General features: G+C 54.6%; 20 protein-coding genes and 1 pseudogene. 15 read left to right on the top strand and 6 right to left on the bottom strand.

Translation table 11 applies throughout. The features are described 5' to 3' along the window. Nucleotides 1-131: 131 nt before the first annotated feature. Entirely contained in the window at nt 132-1,709 is a 1,578-nt protein-coding gene (purH, locus tag AAC086_RS07900) for a bifunctional phosphoribosylaminoimidazolecarboxamide formyltransferase/IMP cyclohydrolase (RefSeq protein ID WP_339777371.1), read from the top strand. Nucleotides 1,710-1,812: 103 nt separating this feature from the next. Here the strand turns inward: purH and AAC086_RS07895 are convergent, their stop codons facing one another. The 4 genes from AAC086_RS07895 to hemC are packed head-to-tail and all read right to left on the bottom strand — an operon-like array spanning nt 1,813 to nt 6,618. Then, complete coding sequence (locus AAC086_RS07895; protein WP_339777368.1) at nt 1,813-3,231, bottom strand: heme biosynthesis HemY N-terminal domain-containing protein; 1,419 nt, start codon at nt 3,229-3,231, stop codon at nt 1,813-1,815. Beyond that, the gene (locus tag AAC086_RS07890; protein ID WP_339777366.1) at nt 3,228-4,823 is read right to left on the bottom strand and encodes a mitofilin family membrane protein; all 1,596 of its coding nucleotides are present in this window, start codon (nt 4,821-4,823) and stop codon (nt 3,228-3,230) included. The genes AAC086_RS07895 and AAC086_RS07890 overlap by 4 nt, the downstream gene beginning before the upstream one ends. A gap of 54 nt (nt 4,824-4,877) precedes the next feature. Beyond that, nucleotides 4,878-5,609, bottom strand: a complete 732-nt coding sequence (locus AAC086_RS07885) for a uroporphyrinogen-III synthase (protein ID WP_339777364.1) — start codon at nt 5,607-5,609, stop codon at nt 4,878-4,880. Nucleotides 5,610-5,661: 52 nt separating this feature from the next. Further along, nucleotides 5,662-6,618 carry a hydroxymethylbilane synthase gene (hemC, locus tag AAC086_RS07880; RefSeq protein WP_339777361.1) on the bottom strand — a complete coding sequence of 319 codons (957 nt, stop codon included), beginning with the start codon at nt 6,616-6,618 and terminating at the stop codon, nt 5,662-5,664. A 283-nt stretch (nt 6,619-6,901) separates the two neighbouring features. Here hemC and tsaD point away from each other — a divergent pair, with 283 nt between their 5' ends. The 6 genes and pseudogenes from tsaD (at nt 6,902) to AAC086_RS07850 (ending at nt 14,256) form a co-directional block, all read left to right on the top strand. Next, complete coding sequence (gene tsaD, locus AAC086_RS07875) at nt 6,902-7,960, top strand: tRNA (adenosine(37)-N6)-threonylcarbamoyltransferase complex transferase subunit TsaD (RefSeq protein ID WP_339777359.1); 1,059 nt, start codon at nt 6,902-6,904, stop codon at nt 7,958-7,960. A gap of 76 nt (nt 7,961-8,036) precedes the next feature. Continuing rightward, nucleotides 8,037-9,115 (top strand): annotated as a pseudogene (locus tag AAC086_RS07870) (NAD(P)H-dependent glycerol-3-phosphate dehydrogenase). Nucleotides 9,116-9,183: 68 nt separating this feature from the next. Continuing rightward, nucleotides 9,184-9,462, top strand: a complete 279-nt coding sequence (locus tag AAC086_RS07865; protein ID WP_339777356.1) for a YciI family protein — start codon at nt 9,184-9,186, stop codon at nt 9,460-9,462. Nucleotides 9,463-9,465: 3 nt separating this feature from the next. Continuing rightward, complete coding sequence (locus AAC086_RS07860) at nt 9,466-9,879, top strand: EVE domain-containing protein (protein WP_339777355.1); 414 nt, start codon at nt 9,466-9,468, stop codon at nt 9,877-9,879. Next, nucleotides 9,876-10,223 carry a Rieske (2Fe-2S) protein gene (locus AAC086_RS07855; RefSeq protein ID WP_339777354.1) on the top strand — a complete coding sequence of 116 codons (348 nt, stop codon included), beginning with the start codon at nt 9,876-9,878 and terminating at the stop codon, nt 10,221-10,223. The genes AAC086_RS07860 and AAC086_RS07855 overlap by 4 nt, the downstream gene beginning before the upstream one ends. A gap of 526 nt (nt 10,224-10,749) precedes the next feature. Continuing rightward, complete coding sequence (locus tag AAC086_RS07850; RefSeq protein WP_339777352.1) at nt 10,750-14,256, top strand: autotransporter domain-containing protein; 3,507 nt, start codon at nt 10,750-10,752, stop codon at nt 14,254-14,256. Between the two features lie 77 nt (nt 14,257-14,333). Here AAC086_RS07850 and AAC086_RS07845 read toward each other — a convergent pair whose 3' ends face one another. Next, the gene (locus tag AAC086_RS07845; protein ID WP_339777351.1) at nt 14,334-15,116 is read right to left on the bottom strand and encodes an alpha/beta hydrolase; all 783 of its coding nucleotides are present in this window, start codon (nt 15,114-15,116) and stop codon (nt 14,334-14,336) included. Nucleotides 15,117-15,167: 51 nt separating this feature from the next. Between AAC086_RS07845 and AAC086_RS07840 the strand changes: the two genes are divergently transcribed. The 8 genes from AAC086_RS07840 (at nt 15,168) to pheT (ending at nt 23,106) form a co-directional block, all read left to right on the top strand. Continuing rightward, nucleotides 15,168-16,403, top strand: coding sequence for a glycosyltransferase family 4 protein (locus AAC086_RS07840; RefSeq protein ID WP_339777349.1), 1,236 nt, complete (start codon nt 15,168-15,170; stop codon nt 16,401-16,403). Beyond that, entirely contained in the window at nt 16,400-17,410 is a 1,011-nt protein-coding gene (locus AAC086_RS07835) for a glycosyltransferase family 9 protein (RefSeq protein WP_339777347.1), read from the top strand. Before AAC086_RS07840 ends, AAC086_RS07835 begins: the two co-directional genes overlap by 4 nt. 208 nt (nt 17,411-17,618) lie before the next feature. Beyond that, nucleotides 17,619-18,134, top strand: a complete 516-nt coding sequence (infC, locus tag AAC086_RS07830; RefSeq protein ID WP_339777345.1) for a translation initiation factor IF-3 — start codon at nt 17,619-17,621, stop codon at nt 18,132-18,134. A gap of 34 nt (nt 18,135-18,168) precedes the next feature. Next, complete coding sequence (locus AAC086_RS07825; RefSeq protein WP_339777343.1) at nt 18,169-18,573, top strand: response regulator; 405 nt, start codon at nt 18,169-18,171, stop codon at nt 18,571-18,573. A gap of 349 nt (nt 18,574-18,922) precedes the next feature. Continuing rightward, a complete protein-coding gene (gene rpmI, locus AAC086_RS07820) occupies nt 18,923-19,120 on the top strand; it encodes a 50S ribosomal protein L35 (protein WP_085578950.1) in 198 nt (65 codons plus the stop codon). A gap of 17 nt (nt 19,121-19,137) precedes the next feature. Then, the gene (rplT, locus tag AAC086_RS07815) at nt 19,138-19,494 is read left to right on the top strand and encodes a 50S ribosomal protein L20 (RefSeq protein ID WP_085589989.1); all 357 of its coding nucleotides are present in this window, start codon (nt 19,138-19,140) and stop codon (nt 19,492-19,494) included. A gap of 128 nt (nt 19,495-19,622) precedes the next feature. Beyond that, on the top strand, nt 19,623-20,693 hold the full coding sequence (pheS, locus tag AAC086_RS07810) for a phenylalanine--tRNA ligase subunit alpha (RefSeq protein ID WP_339777336.1): 1,071 nt from the start codon (nt 19,623-19,625) through the stop codon (nt 20,691-20,693). 4 nt (nt 20,694-20,697) lie between these two features. Next, nucleotides 20,698-23,106 carry a phenylalanine--tRNA ligase subunit beta gene (gene pheT, locus AAC086_RS07805; RefSeq protein ID WP_339777333.1) on the top strand — a complete coding sequence of 803 codons (2,409 nt, stop codon included), beginning with the start codon at nt 20,698-20,700 and terminating at the stop codon, nt 23,104-23,106. A 141-nt stretch (nt 23,107-23,247) separates the two neighbouring features. Here the strand turns inward: pheT and AAC086_RS07800 are convergent, their stop codons facing one another. Further along, entirely contained in the window at nt 23,248-23,700 is a 453-nt protein-coding gene (locus AAC086_RS07800) for a hypothetical protein (RefSeq protein ID WP_339777330.1), read from the bottom strand. Between the last annotated feature and the right edge of the window lie 118 nt (nt 23,701-23,818).

The following is a 23,818-nucleotide window of genomic DNA, read 5'->3' as shown; positions in this document are numbered from 1 at the left end:
CGCCCGAAATCGGGCCGGGCTCATTAATGATGTGTGTTTGCCGAAATTGCAAAATGGCAGAACGGCAGACCCATGATTAATGCGCCCGGGCCATGTTCCTGTTTCTGTTCCTGCATGAAAGCGAAGCCACGATGACTGCTCGTATTGCGCGCGCGCTGATTTCTGTTTCCGATAAAACCGGTCTGGTCGAATTTGCCAAAGCCCTGCACGAACAGGGTGTTGAAATTCTTTCCACCGGCGGATCGGCCAAAGCCATTGAGGCGGCTGGTATTCCGGTCAAGGAAGTTGCTTCCCATACCGGTTTTCCCGAGATTATGGATGGTCGTGTCAAAACCCTGCATCCGAAAATTCATGGCGGCCTGTTGGGCCGTCGTTCTGTTTCCAGCCATATGCAGGCGATGACCGATAACGACATCACCCCGATCGATCTGGTTGCCGTTAACCTGTATCCGTTCGAGGAAACCGTTGCCAAGGGTGCCGATTATGACACCTGCATCGAAAATATCGATATTGGTGGCCCCGGTATGATCCGATCTGCGGCCAAAAACCATGAATCGGTTACCGTGATCGTTGATCCGGCCGATTATGGCCGTGTGGTTGCCGAAATGGGCGACAATGCAGGGGCAACCACCTATGAAACCCGCCGTGCGCTGGCCGCCAAGGCCTATGCCCGCACCGGGGCCTATGATGCGGCGATTTCAACCTGGTTTGCCGGTCAGTTGGGGGAAACCTTCCCGCAGCGTTTGAATGTATCGGCTGAACTGAAACAAACCCTGCGTTATGGCGAAAACCCGCATCAGCAGGCCGCGTTTTACACCAATGGTAAAAACCGCCCTGGTGTTGCCACCGCAACCCAGCTTCAGGGCAAGGAACTGTCATTTAATAATTTGAATGATACCGACGCTGCCTTTGAACTGGTTTCCGAATTTTCCGAAAAACCGGCTGTCGCAATCATTAAACACGCCAATCCGTGTGGTGTGGCCGAAGGCGAAACCCTGATCGATGCCTATCACAAGGCATTGTCATGCGATCCGGTATCGGCATTTGGTGGTATTATTGCAGTGAACCGGACGCTGGATGCCGCCACCGCCGAAGAAATTGCCAAGCTGTTTGCCGAAGTTGTAATTGCACCAGATGCTGACGAAGCCGCAAAAGCCGTTTTGACTGCGAAGAAAAACCTGCGCGTTCTTCTGACCGGTGGCATGGCCAACCCCGAAGAAGCCGATATGACCCTGCGGTCACTGTCGGGCGGGTATTTGTTGCAGAACCGCGATGCGGGCCGGGTGAAGCGTGAAGACCTTAAGGTCGTGACCAAACGGGCGCCGTCCGATCAGGAACTGAACGATTTGCTGTTTGCCTTCCGTGTTGGCAAACATGTGAAATCAAACGCCATTGTTTATGTCAAAGAAGGCAAAACCGTTGGCATTGGTGCCGGTCAGATGAGCCGCGTTGACAGCTCGCGCATTGCCGCGTGGAAAGCCGAAGAAGCCAGCAAAAACGCCGGTGAAGAAACCGTGCGGACCGAGGCTTCTGTCGTTTCGAGCGATGCCTTCTTTCCGTTTGCCGATGGTTTGCTGGCTGCGGTCAAAGCCGGTGCAACCGCAGTGATCCAGCCAAGTGGGTCGATGCGCGATCAGGAAGTGATCGATGCCGCCGATGAAAACAACATCGCCATGGTCTTTACCGGAATGCGCCATTTCCGCCATTGATGATTTTTGATCTGGCAGAAATGGGATGACTAAAAACGGCGACCCGTGAGACATCGGGTCGCCGTTTTTATGCTGTGAAATCTGTTTGCTAAGGGTGCAGGCTTTAACTGGTGGCAGGTTTTTGCGTTATGGCTGTTTCATCCCCGTCAATCGTGGTGCCTGCAACTGAAACCGCCAGCGGGGCATTGGGCTTCCCCACTGTGTCCACATGGCCATGATCGGCCAGGTGGTTATGCAGGCGCAAGGGGGCGCGCCAGTCAATCGCACCAAACGAATGGCAGGATGGGCAAATAACCGACCATTTGCCGGTTTCCGCCCCGCAAGCACCACAGCGCCAGTCCGGGTCGGGGTTGGCGTGGCTGGCTTTAACCAGCAATTCACGCGCCTTGGCCGGGTCCTGTTTTTCAGCAAATTCCAGATCGGCGAGCAGACGATAATGGCGGGCCTGTGCGTTTTGCGCGATGGCCTTTTCCAGGTTGCTGCGCGCCATGCCCCAAAGCTGGGCATGAAGGGCGGCCTCGGCCAGCAGCAACTGGCTTTCGGGGTGGTCGGTTTTACCCGCGATCAGTTTTTCAACGGCTTTGACTTTGCCAAGCGCATCGCCATCGAGACTTTGCAGGTAAAGCTGGCCCAGGGCCCCATTGGGGCTGACTTGCCAGCTTTGGGTGATAATATCGCGCGCTTTGGCGGGTTGATTGACCTTGATGTAAAGTTCGGTCAGCAAAATCGCCGCACCGCTAAAATCGGGATGGGCGTTGAGGGCTTTGCGCAACAGTTTGACGGCTTCGCTGTTTTCCCCGTCGCGCACGGCATCTTCAGCCTTGGCGGTAATCAGCAGGGCGCGGCGGCGCGAAAGCTCGTCTTCCTTGAAAATCTCGGCCTTTTGCGCATCAACCAGCAAGGTTAAGGCCCGATCCCAGCGTTTTGCCCCCAAAAGCAGGTCAAAATAGGTGACCAGAACCGACGGATTGCGCGGGCGTAAACGGTGTGCACGTTCGGCATAATCAAGGGCTGCGGTGCGGTCATTTGTTTTTAACGAGAGTTGCAACAGGCCGCGCAGACCGAAAAACGCCGAATCAGTTGATTTCAGCATTTCTTTAAACTGGCGGTAGGCGGCTTCGTTGTTGCCTTCCAGTTCGGCGGCCTGTGCGGTCAGAAGCCGGGTGAGGGTATCGTCCTCAAGGTATTTATCAACCGCGCGGGTGTGTTTCAGGGCCTGGCGGACATCGCCCGAGGCCAGTTCCAACAGGCCCATGGTCAGGGCCTGTTGGCCCTTTTTACGGCGACGGCTGCCCAGCATGCGACCAACCCAGCCTGGCGAGCGCGATATGATAAACCAGATCCGCCACAGCACGACCAGAACCATGACCATGGCCAGGATCGCCAGCACCACCATGCCGATAGAACCATCAAACCGGTAGCCCAGCCATATTACGGTCATGGTGCCGGGATTATTGGCAAACCAGACCGCCCCGGTCACAAGGGCGGCTGTGATCAGAACAAACAGAACCAGCCGGATCATTGGGCTTCCTCCGATCCTTGCGGGGTGTTGCCGGTTTTGTCTTCCTTGCCGGTTAACAGGCCAATGGCGTGGCTGCTGAGCACATCAATCGCCTGATTGATGGTTTGGCGGGCACGCGCCTGTGCGAGCCAGGGGGCAAGGGCGGTTTGTGCATTTTGGCCTGACACCCCTTCAAGGGCGGAAATCGCATTGGCCAGGTTATCCTGTGCCAGGGCCTGTTCGGCGGTGACCAGACGGCCATCCAGCGTTTCCTGGCCCACCACATCAATTCGGCGGATCGGGAACAGTTTTTTCAGATTTGCCACCGTCGAATCCCAGATACCGCCGGCATTATCATCGCTGGCAGATTTGATGGCTTCTTCTGCTGCTGCCGAAAAGGACTGGCGCAATTGTTCAATTTTTGGCGCACCGGTACTGGCGAGTGGTTTAAGCAATGCGATCTGTTTTTGAACGATAGCGTCGTCCGATCCGCTACGGGTAAGCTGGCTTAAGGCAACTTCGAACGGACCGCCGCGCTGGGCGGCATCACGCAGAAGGGCAACGCCAATGCCAATCGCCTGTCCACGCCCGGCAATGCGCAGGCCTTCGGTGGCTTTCAGTTCGTCTTCGACGGTTGCCATACGGGCGGTAAGGTCGCGCATTTCCTTGGCAACGCCGGAAAGTTCGGCCTGTACCCGGGCAACGTCATCAATCGGGGCGGTGCGGGTTTCAAGTTCGCCCAGACGACGGGCAACAGACGCATTCAGGTCGCCGCTGCGTTCGCTATCTAGCCGTTCGCGCAGGGCACCAATTGTGCCTTCCAAATGCGAAAGACGGGCGGCCAGATCGGTGGCGACAACAACATTGTTGGCCGGTTGATCGTCGGTGCCCGTACTTTCAGAAGCACCGCCAGCATCAGGTGCTTGGGCAGCGGTCGCATTGGCAGACGGGGCCGCCTCCATGCCCATAGTGCCCATGCCATCGCTGTTGCTGGCTTGGGAATCGCTGTTGGCATCATCGCCAGAGGGGGCGGCGGGTGCTGTGTTGTCCGTGCTTTGGGGCGTTGTCGCAGCGGGGGCGGCATTTTGTGCCACATTGCCGGTATTTTCCGCCTCGGGCGCCAGGGCCTGCATCGTGGTTTGGGGGAGAAGGTCTGACAGGGTCGGTTGGGCCTGTTGCCACCACAACGCACGGCTGGCCCATGCCAGTGCCAGCACGATACCAACAATGATAACCGCCCAGATTACGACCATGATGGCTGGCTTGCCGGGTTTGGCCCCTGAAGCCGGGCGGGCGGCGTCGTTATTGGTGCCGCCGGTGTTTTTGCCACCGGCCCCGGTTGCCCCGTTACCAACTGGTGCGGCACCTGCGGGCTTTGCTGTGCTGCTGGCCGGTTTGCCGGTGCTGGTTGTATTGGTGCCACTTGCGGGCGCGCTTGTGCTTGCCGTTTTGGTCGCACCGGGTGCCGAGGCCGGGTTATCCTTGCCCGTCGACGTGTTTTGCGCGGGCGCTGCACTGGTATTGGCATTGCCTTTGCTGTCGATCGAAATCGTATCCTGGCCTTTGGCGGGCGTCGCGGACGTATCTGGTTTTGGCGTTTCTGGTTTTTTCACGGTCGGACCATTGCAGTTTGCGGTTGTTCCGATACGCCCATTGGCGCAGGACAGTCAGGCGATTGTGTTATCAAGTGCTGATAACAGGCTTTGTTGTGTCGGTTGGGCCGCGACCACGACCTTGCGCCAGGGCAGGCTGGCAAGGTGGTCTTTTACGGCGGGGCTTAGACAAATTGCGGTCATGTTGGCCATTGCCCCTTTTATGTTGTGATGTTCCACCAGCTTAACAAAGGTTTCGGCCGTGCGGGGAGAGAAAAATAATACGGTATCAATCCGGGCATTAACAATGCGCTCTATAATGGCCGATGGAAATGTGTCGGCAGCATGGGCTTCGTACAATGTCTGGCGCTTTACGACATAACCCTTTGACGCCAGTAATGTTCCCAGATCACCGGCCGTTTTGCGCGCCGCAGGGTGATAAAGCCCACCTTTGTCGGGCGATAATTGCCTGCAAATCAGCCGGGTCAGGTCATGAATATCGCCGCCTGCACTGGTGATGTCGCTAAATCCGGCACTGTGTGCTGTGCTGGCGGTGGCATCGCCTACGGCCAGTACCGGCAAATCGCGTCGGTCACAATGGCAGGTAAAAGCGCGCACACCGTTGGCCGAGGTAAAAACCAGCGCCTGAATATTTTCAAGATCAAGGCTGTTGATACCGTCTGGAAGCGGGGGGAATTCTATCGTCAACATCGGCGCACAACAAATTTCGTAACCGCGCTCGGCCAAAGCGGCACGCAATTCGGTCGAGTCTGTTTCCGGTCGCGTGTTAAGGACAGTTTTCCCCATGGTTTCTTCCGTGTTGTTCAGATCCATTTTGCCAGCTGGCAGACTGCGCTGATCAGGCAAGGATGAAATCGGGGCCGCCACGTTCAAGCAGTTCTTTTCCGGCATCGGTGCCGATTTTGTCGGCCCCGGCCAGATCGGGGTTTTCAAGCACGCGTTCTGTATTGAGCCATTCACTGCCATCCGGGCGGATAATGGCAACCCGCAAGCGCATGGTGCCGTTGGCATCGAGTTCGGCCAGGGCGGCGATGGGGGTTTTGCATGACCCGTCAAGCGCGCGCAAGGCGGCACGTTCGGCAGTAATGCGCAGGTCTGTTTGATGGCAATGCAGCGGGGCCAGCCAGTTGGCAACTTTTTCATCGCCAGTGCGAATCGCCAGACCAATGGCCCCCTGGCCAACGGCAGGCAGCATATCGTCTTCGGCGATCACGTGGGTGGCAATTTCGGGGTGACCCAAACGGTTAAGCCCGGCCATGGCCAATAAGGTGGCATCAGCTTGCCCGTCTTCGAGCTTGCGCAAACGGGTTTGCACATTGCCACGAAACGTTTCGACCTTGAGATGCGGGTATTTGTTTAACACCATCGCCTGACGGCGCAGCGATGCCGTGCCAACAACAGACCCCGCCGGCATGTCGGCGAAACTTTTGTATTTTACCGAAATAAAGGCATCGCGGACATCTTCACGCGGCATGATCACGGGCATTGAAATGCCATCAGGCAGGAGGGTTGGCACATCCTTGATGCAATGAACGGCAATGTCGATTTCGCCTTTAAGCTGGGCTTCGTCGATTTCCTTGGTAAACAGGCCCTTGCCACCAATTTCAGACAGAGCACGGTCGGTTACCCGGTCGGCAACGGTGGAAATGACAACGATTTCAATATCGTTTTCGCCCGAAAGGTCGGCATGGGCCTTTGCCAGCAGGTTGCGCACTTCATACGCCTGTGCCAGGGCAAGGGGGGAGCCACGGGTGCCGATGCGAAGTTTGGCTGTATCTGTCGCTGTATGTGTCATGGTGCCGGTTTGTAATCCGAATTCAGTGTTTAAACAAGTTTTGCACGGTGTCGTTGCGCTATCGTGGTGGGCGTGTCGGTGATCAGGCTTGTATTTAGCCTTGTGAATGTCGCCCTGCATAGAACCTATATCACGTCAGTTTAGCGAAAATGCCGGGTCTGACCGTATTTGATCGTAGCGATATCCTGCAAGGGGTGGCAAGGCGCGTTGGTTTGGGCTACATCATCGTTTACAGGCCTGCTTTGATCGGGCGCAAATCAGTGATAGCCGGATATCAAAATCCATGATCGTTCTTGGTATTGAAACCAGTTGTGATGAAACGGCCGCCGCCGTTGTCAATGACAAACGCGAAATTTTGTCCAATCGCGTTTTAACCCAGCTGGAAGACCATCGCCCCTATGGCGGGGTCGTGCCCGAAATCGCCGCGCGTGCGCATCTTGAACATATCGACCGTCTGGTGGCCGAAGCGATGGATGATGCCGGGCTGGAATTTGACGATCTTGATGCCATTGCCTGCACCGGTGGCCCCGGCCTGATTGGCGGGGTCATGGTCGGCACCATGACGGCAAAATCAATCGCCTTTGCCACCGGCAAACCGTTTCTGGCGGTCAATCATCTGGAAGGGCACGCCTTAACCGTGCGCCTGACCGATGATGTCGCATTTCCTTACTTGTTGCTTCTGGTTTCGGGCGGGCATTGCCAGGTTTTAATCGTTGAAGGGGTGGGGCATTATAAACGCATTGGCACCACCATTGACGATGCCGTGGGCGAAGCCTTTGATAAAACCGCGAAAATGTTGGGTCTTGGCTATCCCGGGGGCCCGGCACTGGAAAAGCTGGCGGCAACGGGCGATCCGTTGCGGTTTCGTCTGCCGCGCCCGTTGCGCGGGCGGCCCGGCTGTGATTTTTCGTTTTCCGGTTTGAAAACGGCGGTGCGCGTGCATCTGGACGGTTTCCCGGTACCGCAAAGAACCCTGGAAATGAAGGCCGATCTGGCAGCATCGTTTCAGCGTGCGGTGGGCGAAACCCTGATGGATCGTTGCAAAAACGCGATTTACCAATTCATGAAGGAATATCCGGCAGGCAATACATTGGTGTTGGCCGGTGGGGTGGCTGCGAATAAATATTTGCGCACCCGCCTGACAGAATTAACCGACAAGGCGGGCATGAAGCTGGTGGCACCGCCGCTGGAACTGTGCACCGATAATGCCGCCATGATCGCGTGGGCCGGTCTGGAACGGTTCCGGCTGGGCCAGCAAGATGCGTTGGATTTCAAACCGCGTCCGCGCTGGCCGCTGGATCCCGAAGCCCCCAAACGCCCCGGTGCCGGGGTGAAGGCTTAAAATCTGACAGCGGGCTTTTAGCTTGGCGCTTGGAGATTGGGGGCGCATTTACTTTAAAGAGACGGAAACAACCGGCATGTCAGAAAAACGCATAGGAATTGTTGGCGGTGGCGCATGGGGCACGGCCCTGGCGATACAGGTGGTGCGGGCCGGGGCGCAGGCAACGATGTTGTTGCGCGATGGCGACCTTGCGACGCGGATGAACGAAACCCGCGAAAATGATTTATATTTGCCCGGCATTACGTTGCCTGCCGGGTTAACGGCAACCTTGAGCGCGGATGATGTGTTGCGCGCCGATGCCGTGCTGCTGGTGACTCCGGCGCAGTTTTTGCGCGAGTCCCTAACGGCGATTGCCGATAAATGGCAACCGGGCGTTGCCGCCGTTATTTGTGCCAAGGGCATTGAAAAACACACCGGTGCCTTGATGGAAAACGTGGTGCGCGATGTGTTGGGCGACGTGCCGATTGCGGTTTTGTCGGGCCCGACCTTTGCCCGGGAAGTTGCCGCAGGTTTGCCTGCCGCATTAACGCTGGCATGTCGGGACCGCAAGATTGGCAAGAATCTGGTTGCTCAAATCGGCACGGCATCGTTTCGCCCTTATTACAGCTCGGATGTAACCGGGGTGGAAGTGGCCGGGGCGATTAAAAACGTGCTGGCGATTGCCAGTGGCGTGGTGGCGGGCATGAAGCTGGGTGATAATGCCCGGGCGGCCCTGGTCACACGGGGCTTGGCCGAAATGTCACGGTTGGTGATTGCCATGGGAGGGCGGGCCGAAACTCTGATGGGGTTGGCTGGCTTGGGCGATTTGATGCTGACCTGTACCGGCACCTTGTCGCGCAATTACAGTTTTGGTGTCGCCCTGGGGCAGGGGCAAAAGGCCGCTGATATTCTGGCATCGCGTCGCAGCGTGACCGAAGGGGTGCATACCGCCGCCTCGGTAAGCGCAGTGGCCAGTAAATTTGGCGTTGAAATGCCGATCTGCAATGCGGTCAATCAGGTGGCAAACCATCATGCGCCTTTGCGCAGCGCGATTGATACATTGCTTAACCGCCCGTTTCGGGACGAGCAGGAAGCGAGTCTGTGATCCTTTTCGTTTCTTTTTGTTGCACAGTGCCTTTTGGGGGACATGATGCGAAAAGGACGGGTACAGCTTGAGGCTGGCTCCGGCTTCTGTCATTTTGGTGTTATCTTCATCACATCATTCCTTTAGAGGAGAAAATTCTATGCTGTTTTACATCCGTTGTGTTGACAAACCCGGCCACCTTCATGTGCGAAAAGCCAACCGGGATGCTCATTTGGCCTATGTCAAAGAAGGTTATGCCGATAAAATTGTTGCGGCTGGCCCCACCCTTGACCCGGACCTTGAAGGTATGAACGGGTCAGTTTTTATCATTGATCTGGAAGACATGACCGCAGCCGAAACCATGACGGCAAATGATCCCTATGCCAAAGCCGGGCTGTTTGAATCGGTTGTGATCCGGCCGTTTAAAAAGGTTTTCTGACCGATGGCGTACTGGCTGATCAAAACCGAACCGTCAAGCTGGTCGTGGGATGATCAGGTGGCCAAGGATGTTGAAGGCTGGGACGGGGTGCGCAATTATCAGGCGGCGAATAATCTGCGCGCGATGAAAATCGGCGATCAGGCGTTTTTCTATCATTCGGTGAAAGAAAAAAGCATTGTCGGTATCGTTGAGATCGTCCGTGAAGCCTACCCGGACCCAGGCGATGCCAAAGGCAAGTTTGTGCAGGTCGATGTCAAAACCGTCAAACCGTTTGCCCGGCCCGTGACGCTGGATGCCATCAAGGCGGACCCGAGGTTTTCTGATTTGGCCTTGCTCAAACAATCGCGCCTGTCGGTGTTGCCGATTTATGATGCGTCCTGGAAGGCGATTTGCGAGATGGGCGGTGTGAGACCATGAGCCATCCCGCCCCCGAAGGAACCATTTTGTGCGCGTTAAGCGACCTGGATGCTACAGGAGCCAAGGGCCTGTTTGTGGGAGAAGGGGAGGCGCGACAGAATATTTTTGTCGTGCGTGATGGCGATGCCGTGTTTGGCTATGTCAATAGCTGCCCGCATATCGGTGTACCGCTGGAATTTGAATCCGATGAATTCATCAGCGAATTTGGCGGTGAAATTTTGTGTTCCACCCACGGTGCCCGTTTTCGCATTGAAGACGGGTATTGTGTGTCGGGGCCGTGCAGTGGGGATGCGCTGGAGCCGGTGGCTGTTCGAGTTCAGGGGGATGACGTGGTTCTGGCTTAACTGCATTTGGGCTTGTGTCCCCTTATTAGGTGCAAAATCGAAAAATGGCGCGGCCTGTTTTATTCAGGCCGCGCCATTTTTTGTGAATGAACGGAATCCGATTCACCCTGCAGTTTTGAGATTTTTGTTTTCCGATATTTAATTTAAAATTCTAATCTTAAGTATGTGTCATCTACCCTCAAAAATTGGTTTTCCTGCTCTTGCTAATGGGTCTTAAATGATTGTTTTTACTTGTTTTTGAGAAAATTTTATTTTTCCTTTGAAAGCGAGATTATTTTCTTTACTTGTTTTTTTTCTGGAAATAAGTGATTAAACCTATCTGGGGGGATCAGGTTTCACGTGTGATTTGTCACTGGCTGTAATGCCCTGCGATATAATCATGCGTATAGGTTGAACGGTTTCTTCTGAGCACGGATCAACTTTTATCCTGCACATTTTGAGGTGCGGGCAGGGTGTTTATTTGTGTTGTCGGGGTGGAAATTTAATTTCTCCAGCGCGGGTTTAAAATATTCAAACGGGGATCGGAATGAAAATTTCAGCCACTTTATTGCTGTTATCCACAACGGCACTTGTTTCTTTTGCTTCGGTTTCTGACGTCCACGCAGCTGACACCAATTGGACCGGCGCGAATAGTACCCAATTCAATCTGCTTGGGAACTGGGATAGTAATTTTAATGGTGGTGATCTGGTTATTGATGGCGCGTATACTGTTGATGCAACCAGTGTGACGGTTGCCACTGATAGCGAGTCTGTCAATCTTCCAGGTTATGGTCCGCGTTCGCTGGTCGTCAAAGGGGGAGCGACGCTTAACGCGAATGCAATCGATTCCCTGGCTATAGGTTGGTCCGCCGAAAAGACATCAACCATCTTGATTACCGGAAATGGAACCACGCTTTTCACCAGAAATGGCGAGGCAAAGATTGGGCTTAAAAATAGGACAACGGGTCTTCTGACCATATCAGATGGTGCGACCTATGATGCCGAATCGTACGTTCTTGTTGGCGTAGGCGATGGATCGACAGGGACTCTGACGATCGATAATGCAAAGTTTTTCCAGAGGGCCCACGGGCAATTGAATATTGGTTCATCTGCTGGTGGTGCCGCAACAGGTACTTTCGAGCTGAAAAATGGTTCGGTGGCAAACCTGGCTCACTACACATTCGTGGGTATGGAGAGTAATAATAAAGGCTATCTCAATGTCTTAAGCGGATCGTCCCTTACGTCTGAGGCTGGCAGTGATTTTGTCCTGGCTTTCGGAGTTGGTTCCGAAGGGGTTGTAACTGTTAGCGGGACTAATTCTACGGCCACCCTGAATGGAAGAAATTATGTCGGTTTCAATGGTAAGGGCACAATAGACATTAAGGACAGCGGAACTGTCACGGCCGGGACAACACTTTATTTGGCGCATGCGACAGGGACAAGCGGCGCGCTCACGGTAGACGGCGAAAATTCTTTGTTGACGGCGAACGCTGACATCATTCTCGGCCAACGCGGTACCGGTTCTATGACCGTATCGAACAAGGCAAAAGCCAATGTGGCAGGGACCCTTTCCGTTGGTTCCGGCGTTTATTTTGAGGTCTCGACAGATCCCAATGGCAACGGTCCTGATCAAATCAATTCGACGGCATCAGGCGACCTGACCGTTACAAGCGATGGCGTTCTTAACGTTACGACCGGTCTTTATGTGGGGGACAATGGTACAGGCACCCTGACACTGGCCGATGGCGGTTCTGTGAGTGTCAATAACGGTAATGGTACCCTTGATATTGCCAAATCATCCGGTTCGACGGGCACACTGATCATTGGTGCAGCCGCCGGAAGCAACGCTGCGGCGGCGGGGACTCTGAATGCGGCCACGGTTGCTTTTGGCTCGGGTTTGACAGGCGCTGAAACCAGTACCGGCAAGATCGTGTTTAACATTACCGATACGGATTACGTCTTTGCCTCGAACATTAGTGGTGCAGGTGCGGTTGAGCAGTATGCCGGTACCGTTAAACTGACCGGAACCTCGAGCTATACAGGCGCGACCACCATACATGGTGGCACGCTGAACGTTGCCGGTTCCGTTGCATCATCTTCTGTGTCCATTGAAGGGGATAGTGCGGCTGCGACACTGATTCTTCACGATAGCAGCACCTTGACGGTGAATAGTGGTAACGGCACTGTTGATATCGCCAAATCTGCCGATTCCACCGGCACCCTGATTATCGGTGCTGCGGCCGGAAGCGAGGCCGCTGCGGCGGGCACATTGAATGCAGCCACGGTTGCCTTTGGTTCAGGGCTTACGGGCTCTGAAACCAGCACCGGCAAGATCGTATTTAACATTACCGATACTGATTACACCTTTGCCTCCAATATCACCGGTGCCGGTAGCGTTGATATCGAGGCCGGGACGGTAAACCTGACGGGCACGTCCTCGACCTATACAGGGGCAACCACGGTTAATGGTGGTACGCTGAATATTGCGGGTTCGATTGCCTCTGTCGTTTCCATCAATAACGGGGCATTCCTGACGGGTAAGGGCACAATTGGCGGACTGTCGGTTAATTCCGGTGGTACGGTCAGCCCCGGCGGGAACACCATTGAAACCCTGAATGTTTCGGGAGATACCACGTTTAAAAGTGGGTCGGTTTATGTTGTGCAGGTCGATGATACGTCTAGTGACTCGATTGCCATCACCGGCGGTGCCACGATTGAAAACAATGCAACGGTGAAGCTGTCGGCATTGAATGGTGACAATTCCAGCATTGCGGTGGACAAGAAATACACCATTGTTTCAACCACAACCGGCGTGACCGGGGAGTTTAACCGCATCAGCAAGTATTCTGCCTATTTGCAGGATGAGATGACCTATGAGGACAATAAAGTTTATCTGACCCGAACCCGTAATGGTCAGGCGCTGGCGCAGCAAACGACTACGCCGAACGAAGGGTCCACGGCAGGTGGGGTTGACAGCCTGAGCAATGGTAACAAACTTTATGATGCTGTTGTGCAACTTGAAACGGGGCAAACAGCGCAGGCCTTTGATCAGTTGTCGGGTGAAGTTCATGCCTCGACCGCATCGACGATTGTGACCAATTCCAGGATGTCGCGCACGGCGGTGAATAACCGTATCCGCGATTCTTTCCAGGGCGGTGGTGTGAATTCTGCGCCGCTGGTGGCGTCGAATGACGACAATATGGATGGTTTGCTGGGCAAGCAAAAAAATACCCAGGCCTGGATGAGCAATTTTGGCAGCTGGAGCACAACATCTGGCGACAATGATGCCCACAAGATTACGACCCATGGCGGGGGCGTGATGGTTGGTGTGGATACGCTGGTGCGAGATGACTGGCGCTTTGGTGTGGCGACCGGTTTTGGCCGGGACTCGATCCAGGACAAGAATGTATCGTCAAGTGCGATGGTCGACAGTTACTATCTGGCGGCCTATGGCGGCACGGAAATTGAAGCTACCTCTTTGCGCTTTGGTGCCTTGTATGCGTTTCAGAGAATTGATTCCAAACGCTCGGTCGCTTTTTCGGGCTTCACCGATAATCTGACCGCCGATTATGATGCCTCGACGACACAGTTCTTTGTTGAAGGGGCATTGCGCATCAAGCATCAGGAATCACGGTTTGAACCCTATGTGAATGTTGCCTTTGTACATTCCAAGGTCGATGGTTTTCAGGAAAGTGGCGGTGCCGCGGCCCTGACATCGAGTTCGCAAAGCGACAATCAGTTGGCAAGCACCCTTGGCCTGCGCTTGGCACATGATCTGGAGATCGATTTTCTGGGGCTGTCGGGTGAATTGAAAGCGGGTCTGGGCTGGCGTCATGCCTATGGCGACATGTCACAGGATTCAACGGTGTCGTTCGCCGGGTCAAACACCTTTACGGTGAGCAGTGCCTCTTCCGCGCGCGACAGTGCTGTGCTTGAAGCCGGTGTCAGCGTTGGTGTTGCACAGGATACAACGGTGTCGCTGAATTATAATGGCGAGATGAGCAAGGACAGCCGCGACAACACCCTGTCGGCAAAGCTGGCGATCAAGTTTTAATTGCCACGTCTTCTATGGTTGAAATGCCGTGCAAAGTCCCCGCTTTTGGCGGGGACTTTGTTGTTTGGGACCACGGATCAGGCGGGGGCATATCCTGTCAGAACATCGATATGATGGGTGATGGCATCAAGCTCGGCCGGTTTGGACAGGCGGTGATCGCCCGATTTGATCAACTGAACTTCGACATCGGTGCTGGTCAGGGTTTCGGCAAGTTTGAGGGCAGTTTGCCAGGGAACGTCCGGGTCTTGCATGCCCTGGACCAGCCGCACCGGAATGTTCAGCGCGATGGGGGCGCGCAAAAGCAGGTGGTTGCGACCATCAACAATCAGCGCCCGGGTGATGGTATAGGGATCATCGCCATAGTCGGTGGGTTCGATCAGTGCGCCGGTTTCTTCGATGGTTTTTTTCTGGGCATCGCTAAAGTGTGCCCACATCAGGTCTTCGGTAAAATCGGGGGCGGCGGCAACGCCGATCAGGCCACAGACGCGATCCGGGCGGGCAAGGGCTGTTAACAGGCTGATCCAGCCGCCCATTGATGATCCAACCAGGATTTGCGGCCCGGTTGCGACATGGTCGAGAACTGCAATCGCATCCTTTGCCCACTGCCCGATGGTACCATCGGCAAAGCGGCCCGATGATTGTCCGTGACCGGAATAGTCAAAGCGGGTATAAGCCAGCCCGCGCCGGGCACAATGTTCCTCGAAATGCGTCGCTTTGGTGCCTGTCATGTCGGACATGAAGCCGCCAAGGAACACGATACCGGGCTTTTGTTCATTTGGTGTCGCTGTCTGCTTGCGGGGGATCGCGTGGTATGCGATTTTTGATCCGTCAGGCCGGTCGAGAAACATAAGTGTCGGCATGTCATAAGTCATCTGGGGTAAGAGTCCTGGATGCTGAATGGTTAAGGTTGGATGAGCGCGTCACAAAACGAGACACAGGCAGTCTATCGCCCCTGGCGACAGACGCAAGGTTCGGACTTCCGTCCGGCGGTAATCCTTCAGGTTCTGCCCGAACTGGAGATCGGCGGTGTAGAACGTGGAACGGTTGATATTGCCAAGGCAATTGTCGATGGCGGTGGTGTGGCCCTGGTGGCATCCCAGGGCGGACGGCTGGAGCGCGAGCTGGAACGTGTGGGCGCGCGCCATATTGCCTTGCCGCTTAAATCGAAAAATTTGCTGACCATGCGTCAGAACGGGCGTCTGCTTGCCGACCTGATTGGCGCGGAAGGGGTGGATATTGTTCATGCCCGGTCGCGCGCGCCGGCATGGAGTGCGCGCTGGGCGGCACGTCATATGCAGGTGCCGTTTGTCACCACGTTTCATGGCACCTATTCGGGTTATACCAATCCGTTCAAGCGTTATTACAATTCGGTCATGACCATGGGCGATCAGGTGATTGCCGTGTCTGGATTCATCGCCAATCACATCCGCAAATATTACAAGATTGACGAAGAACGCCTGAATGTGGTGCCGCGTGGCACCAATGTGGACCTGTTTAACCCCGAAAATGTCAGCCAGGAACGCCTGATTGCCCTTTCAACCCAGTGGCGGCTGAACGGGGATGACTATGTCATCATGTTGCCGGGCCGTTTGACGCGCTGGAAAGGGCAGGCCTTTTTGATCAAGGCCATTCCGGCGATGCTTGAAAAAATCGGCCATCGCAATGTGCGTTGTTTGCTGGTCGGATCGGATCAGGGACGCACGGCTTATCGCGAAGAATTGATCGCGCTGAGCCGCAGCCTTGATGTGCAGGACATTGTTCACATCGTCGACCATTGCGCTGATATGCCAGCGGCTTATATGTTGGCCAACGTTGTTGTCTGCCCGTCATTGGACCCCGAAGCCTTTGGCCGGGTGCCGACCGAAGGGCAGGCGATGGGGCGACCGATTGTGGCAACGGCCCATGGTGGGGCAACCGAAACAGTTTTACCCGGTGAAACCGGCTGGCTGGTGGCGGCGGGCGAAGTGGCCCAGTTATCGCAGGCATTGGCGCAGGTTTTAACCTTAAGCCCGGAACGGCGCGAAGCGATCGCGCAAAAAGGGCGGCAGCATGTGATTGAAAAGTTTTCTTTGACCCAGATGGCGGAACAAACCCTGGCAGTTTACGACAAAGCGTTACAGCGTATCGCCAGGAATAATGCGGCATGACAGACGATAAAATGGCGCCGATTGGTGCGGAAATGGCAGTTGGTGGGGGCGAACCCGTCAGACAGCAACGTATTTTGGTGATCAAATTAAGCGCATTGGGCGATATGGTCATGGCAACCGGGCCGTTTTCTGCGATCCGGCAGGCGCATCCCGATGCACATATCACGCTTTTGACCACCAAACTTTATGTCGACCTGGCCAAATCAACCGGTTGTTTTGATGCGATTGCGGTTGACAGTCGGCCAAAATTGACCCGGATTGGTGATGTTCTGGCGTTGCGGCGCTTTTTGCGCAGCGGCGAATTTGACCGCGTTTATGATCTGCAAACCTCGGACCGGACGACGTTTTATTATCGGCTGTTCTGGCCGGGCAAGGTGCCGGAATGGTCGGGCATTGCCTGGGGATGTTCGCACCCCCATAAAAACCCCGAACGCCATAAAATGCATACGATTGACCGGCATATCGACCAGTTGGCCGATGTGGGCATTACCAATGTGCCCTTGCCCCATGTGCGCGCGCCAAAGATTGACCCGCTGCATTACGGGATTAAAACGCCTTATGTGCTGATTTGCCCGGGGGGTTCCGCACATCGGCCGGAAAAACGCTGGCCTGCCGAGCGGTTTGGTCTGCTGGCCAAGATGCTGGCCGATTACCGGTTAACACCTGTGCTGATTGGCACCGATAGCGAGGCCGAGGTCCTGGATCGCATTAGCAATATGTGCCCGCGCGCCAAGAATCTGATGGGGCGGACCGATTTTATTGAAATTGCCAGTTTGGCGCAAAATGCGGTTTTGGCGATTGGCAATGATACCGGGCCGGTGCATTTGGCCGCAGCGGTCGGGGCACCAACGATTGTGCTGTTTTCAGAAGCATCTAATCCGAAAATGTGCGCCCCGCGCGGGCATTCCAGGGATGCGGTCAGTATTATCGAACAACCCGATTTGCGTAATTTACCGATTACCCGTGTGTTTAACGTGATTCGCAAGCGCCTTAATCTTGAAGACTGATCCGCAAAATAGCAAAGTCATGCAAGTGCCAGGCCAGTGAACTGTTACCTGACTGTCTTATATTGCGAAATCATTGCTTTCTGATATGCCGGGGATATGCTAAATCAATTTGCTACTGATGCTTTTGCGGGCATTGGCAAAGTTTTCTTGTTTGCCTTTATTTTTTGACTGTCATAGGAGATTCTCCATAGCACGACCACGCAAACCGATGCAGCCGACCAAAGACGGTCCGCGCGTCAATCAGGATATCAAAGCCCGTTCCATCTGTGTTGTTGACGCAGAAGGCAATTTGTCACAGCCGATTAGTGTTCGTGAAGGCATTGACATGGCGATGGAGGCAGGCCTCGATCTCGTCGAAGTCGCGCCGACTGCCGAGCCGCCGGTTTGCAAGCTGATCGACTTTGGCAAATTCAAATATGAATTAAGCAAGAAACAGAACGAAGCCAAAAAGAAGCAGAAGGTTATCGAGGTCAAGGAAATCAAACTGCGACCGAATATCGATATCCATGACTATAATGTCAAACTGCGTGCGGCACAGAAGTTTCTTGGTGGCGGCGACAAGGTGAAAGTAACCTTGCGCTTTCGTGGGCGTGAAATGGCGCACCAGGATCTTGGTCTTGCCATGCTGCAACGTTTTTCCGGGGATTTGGAAGATCTGGCCAAACCGGAAATGATGCCGAAAATGGAAGGCCGGATAATGATTATGGTGCTGGCGCCGCGTTAACGTGGCGACACTGCCAAACCGGAAGGAGACGCCGATGGGAGCAAGCCAGGGACCCCTAGTTGTCGGTGTTGATGACGACGGGAAAAGCCTTGTCCTGCTTAAACGGATCGTCGAAAGTGGCGGCTACCGTTTCATCGGCGTGTCTTCCGGGCACGAACTTTTATCGGTTTTAAAGACCGAGCGGCCCCGTGTGATCCTGATGGATGTGATGTTGCCGCAAATGAATGGCTTTGAAGCCAGCCTGCGGGTTCGGACCGGTTACCCGCAACTTCCTGCTGCCATTATTTATGTGACGGCGCGCCAAAGCGAAGAAGATTTGCGTGGCGGCATTGCTGCGGGTGGCAATGATTTTGTTCTTAAACCGGTTAATCGCGAAAAACTGCTAACCCGAATCGAAAAATGGCTGGGCAAGGCCCATCTGATTAAAATGGCTGTTTGATCGTTTTTGCCCCCGTTTTCGGCCCGCCGGAGCGTGATCGCAAGCACGCGACGCTGCCATGCAACCGCCTGGCGGGTGTTTTTGGCATTGGTTACAGGCGTTTTATGGCTGGTGTGATGGGCTGAGAGCCGCAGAAACATGCCAAAAACCGTTTGTAAGACGATAAATGCCACTGCTGTGCCCTCTTGCGGGCCTTTCTGGAAAAGTCCCTTGAAAAAGCATGGGGTGGAGTCTATAACCACCCGTCCCCGAACCAGGTGGTGAGGCTGGAGATGATTGCGATTATCTCAGGGCATGCCCAGCCGCCGAAGGGGATTTTTGTCAAATTGCTTTTTGCAAGGATAGAAAAATGCCCAAGATGAAGACCAAAGCGAGCGTCAAGAAGCGCTTTAGCCTGACTGCCAAGGGTAAGGTCCGTCACAATGTCGCTAACAAGCGTCACCTGTTGACGGCAAAGTCGACGAAGATGAAACGTCATGCACGTGGTACAGAAATTCTCTGTGATGCTGATGCACGTATCGTCAAAAAATTCCTTCCCTACGGCTAAGGCAAGAGAGATTATAAATGGCTCGTGTTAAAGGGGGCGTGTCTTCACACGCTCGTCACCGCAAGGTTATAAAGGCTGCCAAGGGTTACCGCGGTCGCCGTAAAAATGCTTATCGTACTGCCGTCCAGGCTGTCGAAAAAGGTTTGCAATATGCATACCGCGATCGTCGCACTAAAAAGCGCCAGTTCCGCAGCTTGTGGATCCAGCGTATTAATGCCGGCGCTCGTGAAAACGGCCTGACCTATTCGCAGTTCATGAATGGCCTGAAAAAAGCGGGTGTTGAGCTGGACCGTAAAGTCCTGGCCGATATCGCTGTGCGCGAACCGGAAGCCTTTAAGGCTTTGGTGACCCAGGCCCAGGCTGCGCTCGGCTGATAAACCTTTTTTAAAAAGGTTTTTACGGCATTTGCCTGATTTATGTCGGGGGCGGCCATTTTTGGCCGTCCCCGTTTTTGTTTTCAAGTTCCTTTATCCTGTTCACCCCAGCCAAAGCGTCGGAAGTTATGGAAAACATCGAAGCGTTGCGCGAAGAGGTTCTGGCAGAAGTTCAAAAGGCCGCCGATCTGGCAGCTTTGGAAGACATCCGCATCAGTGCCCTTGGCAAAAAAGGCCGCATTACCGGCCTTATGAAAAACCTCGGAAAGATGGACCCGGATCAGCGTCGCGAATTTGGTCAGGCCCTGAATGCGCTCAAGGATCAGGTGGCCAGTGCGCTTGACATGCGCAAAACTGATCTTGAAAATGTGGCCCTTGAGGCCCGTTTGACCGGTGAACGCATTGACGTGACCTTGCCGTCGCGCCCGGCCGAAACCGCAGGTCGCATTCATCCGATCAGCCAGACGATTGATGAAATTGTATCGATCTTTGGCGAAATGGGCTTTGCCCTGGCCGAAGGCCCGGATATCGAGGATGATTTCCATAACTTTACCGCTCTGAACATTCCGCCCGAACACCCGGCGCGTGAAATGCAGGACACGTTTTATCTGCCCGAAGGGGAAGATGGCGCGCGCCTGGTGCTGCGCACCCATACATCGCCAGTGCAGATCAGAACGATGCAGTCCAAAACCCCGCCGATCCGCATTATTGCGCCGGGCCGGACCTATCGTTCCGATAGCGATATGACCCATACGCCGATGTTTCATCAGGTCGAAGGGTTGGTTATCGACAAAAAAACCCATATGGGCCACCTCAAGGGCTGCCTGCTGGAATTTGTGAAAACCTATTTCGAGCTTGATGAAGTACCGGTGCGCTATCGCCCCAGTTTTTTCCCGTTCACCGAACCCAGTGCCGAAATGGACATTGGCTGTTCGCGCAAGGGCGGCGAGCTTAAAATCGGGGCTGGTGATGACTGGCTGGAAATTTTGGGCTGCGGCATGGTGCATCCGCATGTGTTAGCCGCGTGTGGCCTTGACCCGGAAGAATATCAGGGCTTTGCCTTTGGCATGGGCATTGAACGTATCGCCATGCTGAAATACGGCATTCCCGACCTGAGAACCTTTTTCGATACCGATCTGCGTTGGCTGAAACATTATGGTTTCGTGCCGCTGGATGTGCCGAATATGGTTAGGGGCTAAGATTATGAAATTCACATTAAGCTGGTTAAAGCAGCATCTTGAAACCGACGCACCGGCAGCGCAAATTACCGATAAGCTGACCGCGATTGGCCTTGAAGTTGAAAGCATTGTTGACCGTGCGGCCGCCCTTGCCGACATTCGGGTGGGCTATATTGAAGAAGCAGGGCAGCACCCCGATGCTGACCGGTTGAAACTGTGCAAGGTCAATACCGGCGACAAAATGATCCAGGTTGTGTGTGGTGCACCCAATGCCCGTACCGGCATTAAGGTGGCGCTGGCGCAACCCGGCGCAATTATTCCGATTGATGGATCGAAACTGAAGGCCGGTAAAATTCGCGGTGTGGAAAGCCAGGGCATGATGTGCTCGACTCGCGAATTGTGCCTGGGTGAAGACCATGACGGCATTATCGAATTGCCCGCCGATGCCGAAATTGGCACCCAGGTTGCCGCTGTGCTGGGTGCGGATGACCTGGTTGTCGAAATCAACCTGACGCCCAATCGACCCGATTGCACTGCTGTGCGCGGTATTGCCCGTGACCTGGCAGCCGCCGGGATGGGCTCGCTGAAGGATGATCCCTATCAGGTGCCGGTTGCGGGTAGCTTTGACAGCCCGGTAACCGTCACCATCGCCGACGATGTGGCCGCCAATGCCGCAGCCCCGGCATTTTATGGTCGCTATATTCGCGGCGTTAAAAATGGCGAAAGCCCGGACTGGTTAAAAGCCCGTCTGGAAGCCATTGGCCTGCGCCCGATTTCAATTCTGGTGGATATCACCAATCTGGCGACCGTCGATTTGGGCCGCCCGTTACATGTGTTTGATGCTGACAAGCTGAGCGGCAATATCGATGTGCGTTATGCCCGCGATGGCGAAAAGCTTCAGGCGTTGAACGACAAGGAATATGCCCTGACCAGCGACATGGTGGTCATTGCCGATCAGGCTGCTGCGCAAAGCATTGGCGGGATCATGGGGGGTGAATTGACCGGTTGCCAGAACGACACGGTCAATGTGTTTGTCGAATGCGCGCTGTTTGACCCGATTGTGACCGCGAAAACCGGCCGTAAGCTGCAAATCAATTCCGACGCACGCTATCGCTTTGAGCGCGGTGTGGACCCGCAATCGGTTGTTTGGGGGATCGAGGTGGCAACCCGCCTGATTACCGACCTTTGCGGCGGCGAGGTTTCGCATGTGGTAACCGCCGGAACCGTACCGGCCCCTAAAAACAGCTTTGATTTGCGTATTGCCCGCATTGCCGAACTGGGTGGTGTGAGCGTTTCGCAGGATCGTGCCGCCGAAATTCTGACATCTCTTGGCTTTGCCATTACCGCTGGTGAGGGCGTTTTAACCGCCATTGCCCCGACCTGGCGGCCCGATGTGGTGGGTGAAGCCGACCTGGTTGAAGAAGTTTTGCGCATTGTCGGCTATGACCAGATCCCGACGGTCGAGCTGGAACGCGAAACCAGCCTGCCGGTTCCGGCCCTGAGCCCGATGCAAAAACGCGTTGGTTTGTCACGCCGGGTGCTGGCATCGCGCGGGATGTATGAAACCGTGACCTGGGCTTTTGCCGATTCGCGTCTGGCAAAGGAATTTGTCGATCTTAAAGAAGGCCTGTTTCTGGCCAATCCGATCAGTTCTGACCTGGATGTGATGCGCCCCAATGTGCTGATCAACCTGATCGCGGCAACCGGACGCAACCAGAACCGTGGTTTTTCCGATCTGGCCCTGTTTGAAGTGGGGCCGGAATTTTTCGGCGATCAGCCTGGCGATCAGCGTTTGGTGGCGGCGGGCCTGCGGGCTGGTGCCACCACAAACCGCAGCTGGACCGGGTCACGTCGCGATGTTGATGTGTTTGACGTCAAGGCCGATGCGGAAGCCCTGATTGATGCCCTGGGGGTTCCTGCAGGCAACATTCAGGTCAATGCGAACGATGCGCCGGGCTGGTATCATCCGGGGCGGTCGGCAGCGTTGCAGCTGGGCCCGAAGAATGTGCTGGGGTATTTTGGCGAATTGCATCCGCGTATTTTAAAGGCGCTTGATGTAAAGGGCCGTTTGGTGGCGTTTGAACTGTTTGTTGAAAACCTGCCCATGCCCAGGAAAAAAGGCACCAATCGCCCGCCATTGAATGCTTCGGCGTTCCAGGCGGTTGAACGCGATTTCGCCTTTTTGCTGGATGCTACAGTAAGTGCCGAACAGGTTGCCAAGGCCGCGCGCAGTGCGGATAAAAACCTGATCAGTGATGTGACGATTTTCGATCTTTATGCCGGTAAGGGCATTGAAGATGGCAAAAAGTCGCTGGCATTTTCGATCAGTTTGCAGCCGACCAAACAAACCCTGACCGATGAAGAAATTGATGCCGTTTGCAAGAAGGTGATTGCAGCTGTTGAAAAAGCAACCGGTGGCGCGTTGCGCGGCTGACAAGCCTTGTTTCGATATCGAATGAAAACGGGCTGCCATTTTGGCGGCCCGCTTTCATGTTCGACATGGCTATGAAGCGCGCCTTGGGTCGAATTTTACGTCGTTCATGGCGATGCCAAAACGGCTTAAAGCACTTTTTCTTTAATATGTGCTGCGTTTTTTCATCACCGCAAAGGTTTCTTCTTCAAGATCGGCGGCAATCAGGTCTGGCCCATTGGTGTAAATGCGCCAGGATTTTTCAAATTTTTCGCAATCAAGTGTCAGTCGGTCATCAATGCTGGTCCATTGGCAGTGGCGCGGCTGGTCCAGCCCGATCAGGTTACCCGTCGAATTGTCTTCAAGATGGATCACCAGTAATTGCTGGTCGGTGGTGACCGAATAAACGCCATATGTTTCGTTAGCAAAACGATAGCTGATTTCCGTACCATCAAGCTGGCGCCAGCCATTGGGAAGCGGGCCGTTAATGTCGCGCTGGGAAAAGGCGGTTGCCAGTTGCTGCATATGGGTGTCGGGCATGATCCGCGGGTCGCTGCTACAGGCAGAAAGTAAAACCAGCCCGGTGATGAGAGCGGGAAGAATGCCGCTTTTTTTCATTTTCTTCTCCTGTCAGCGAGACTTGAAACTGTGGTTCTTTCGCAAGGATATTGGCAAAGTGCTGATCATCATGGTTTCTTTGCCATTATCAGATGTTGGGCGATATTCCGGACGAACC

Source organism: uncultured Thalassospira sp., assembly GCF_963976115.1.
Taxonomy (GTDB): domain Bacteria; phylum Pseudomonadota; class Alphaproteobacteria; order Rhodospirillales; family Thalassospiraceae; genus Thalassospira.
Note: the sequence above shows the minus strand (reverse complement) of the source record. Positions and strands in the feature narration are given on the sequence as shown.

What these genes read in the sequence shown, in the direction of transcription:
- purH (WP_339777371.1), top strand. Translation starts at nt 132, where the DNA reads ATGACTGCTCGTATTGCGCGCGCGCTGATTTCTGTTTCCGATAAAACC.
- AAC086_RS07895 (WP_339777368.1), bottom strand. Translation starts at nt 3,231, where the DNA reads ATGATCCGGCTGGTTCTGTTTGTTCTGATCACAGCCGCCCTTGTGACC.
- AAC086_RS07885 (WP_339777364.1), bottom strand. Translation starts at nt 5,609, where the DNA reads ATGGGGAAAACTGTCCTTAACACGCGACCGGAAACAGACTCGACCGAA.
- hemC (WP_339777361.1), bottom strand. Translation starts at nt 6,618, where the DNA reads ATGACACATACAGCGACAGATACAGCCAAACTTCGCATCGGCACCCGT.
- tsaD (WP_339777359.1), top strand. Translation starts at nt 6,902, where the DNA reads ATGATCGTTCTTGGTATTGAAACCAGTTGTGATGAAACGGCCGCCGCC.
- AAC086_RS07865 (WP_339777356.1), top strand. Translation starts at nt 9,184, where the DNA reads ATGCTGTTTTACATCCGTTGTGTTGACAAACCCGGCCACCTTCATGTG.
- AAC086_RS07860 (WP_339777355.1), top strand. Translation starts at nt 9,466, where the DNA reads ATGGCGTACTGGCTGATCAAAACCGAACCGTCAAGCTGGTCGTGGGAT.
- AAC086_RS07855 (WP_339777354.1), top strand. Translation starts at nt 9,876, where the DNA reads ATGAGCCATCCCGCCCCCGAAGGAACCATTTTGTGCGCGTTAAGCGAC.
- AAC086_RS07850 (WP_339777352.1), top strand. Translation starts at nt 10,750, where the DNA reads ATGAAAATTTCAGCCACTTTATTGCTGTTATCCACAACGGCACTTGTT.
- AAC086_RS07845 (WP_339777351.1), bottom strand. Translation starts at nt 15,116, where the DNA reads ATGCCGACACTTATGTTTCTCGACCGGCCTGACGGATCAAAAATCGCA.
- AAC086_RS07840 (WP_339777349.1), top strand. Translation starts at nt 15,168, where the DNA reads ATGAGCGCGTCACAAAACGAGACACAGGCAGTCTATCGCCCCTGGCGA.
- AAC086_RS07835 (WP_339777347.1), top strand. Translation starts at nt 16,400, where the DNA reads ATGACAGACGATAAAATGGCGCCGATTGGTGCGGAAATGGCAGTTGGT.
- infC (WP_339777345.1), top strand. Translation starts at nt 17,619, where the DNA reads ATGCAGCCGACCAAAGACGGTCCGCGCGTCAATCAGGATATCAAAGCC.
- AAC086_RS07825 (WP_339777343.1), top strand. Translation starts at nt 18,169, where the DNA reads ATGGGAGCAAGCCAGGGACCCCTAGTTGTCGGTGTTGATGACGACGGG.
- rpmI (WP_085578950.1), top strand. Translation starts at nt 18,923, where the DNA reads ATGCCCAAGATGAAGACCAAAGCGAGCGTCAAGAAGCGCTTTAGCCTG.
- rplT (WP_085589989.1), top strand. Translation starts at nt 19,138, where the DNA reads ATGGCTCGTGTTAAAGGGGGCGTGTCTTCACACGCTCGTCACCGCAAG.
- pheS (WP_339777336.1), top strand. Translation starts at nt 19,623, where the DNA reads ATGGAAAACATCGAAGCGTTGCGCGAAGAGGTTCTGGCAGAAGTTCAA.
- pheT (WP_339777333.1), top strand. Translation starts at nt 20,698, where the DNA reads ATGAAATTCACATTAAGCTGGTTAAAGCAGCATCTTGAAACCGACGCA.
- AAC086_RS07800 (WP_339777330.1), bottom strand. Translation starts at nt 23,700, where the DNA reads ATGAAAAAAAGCGGCATTCTTCCCGCTCTCATCACCGGGCTGGTTTTA.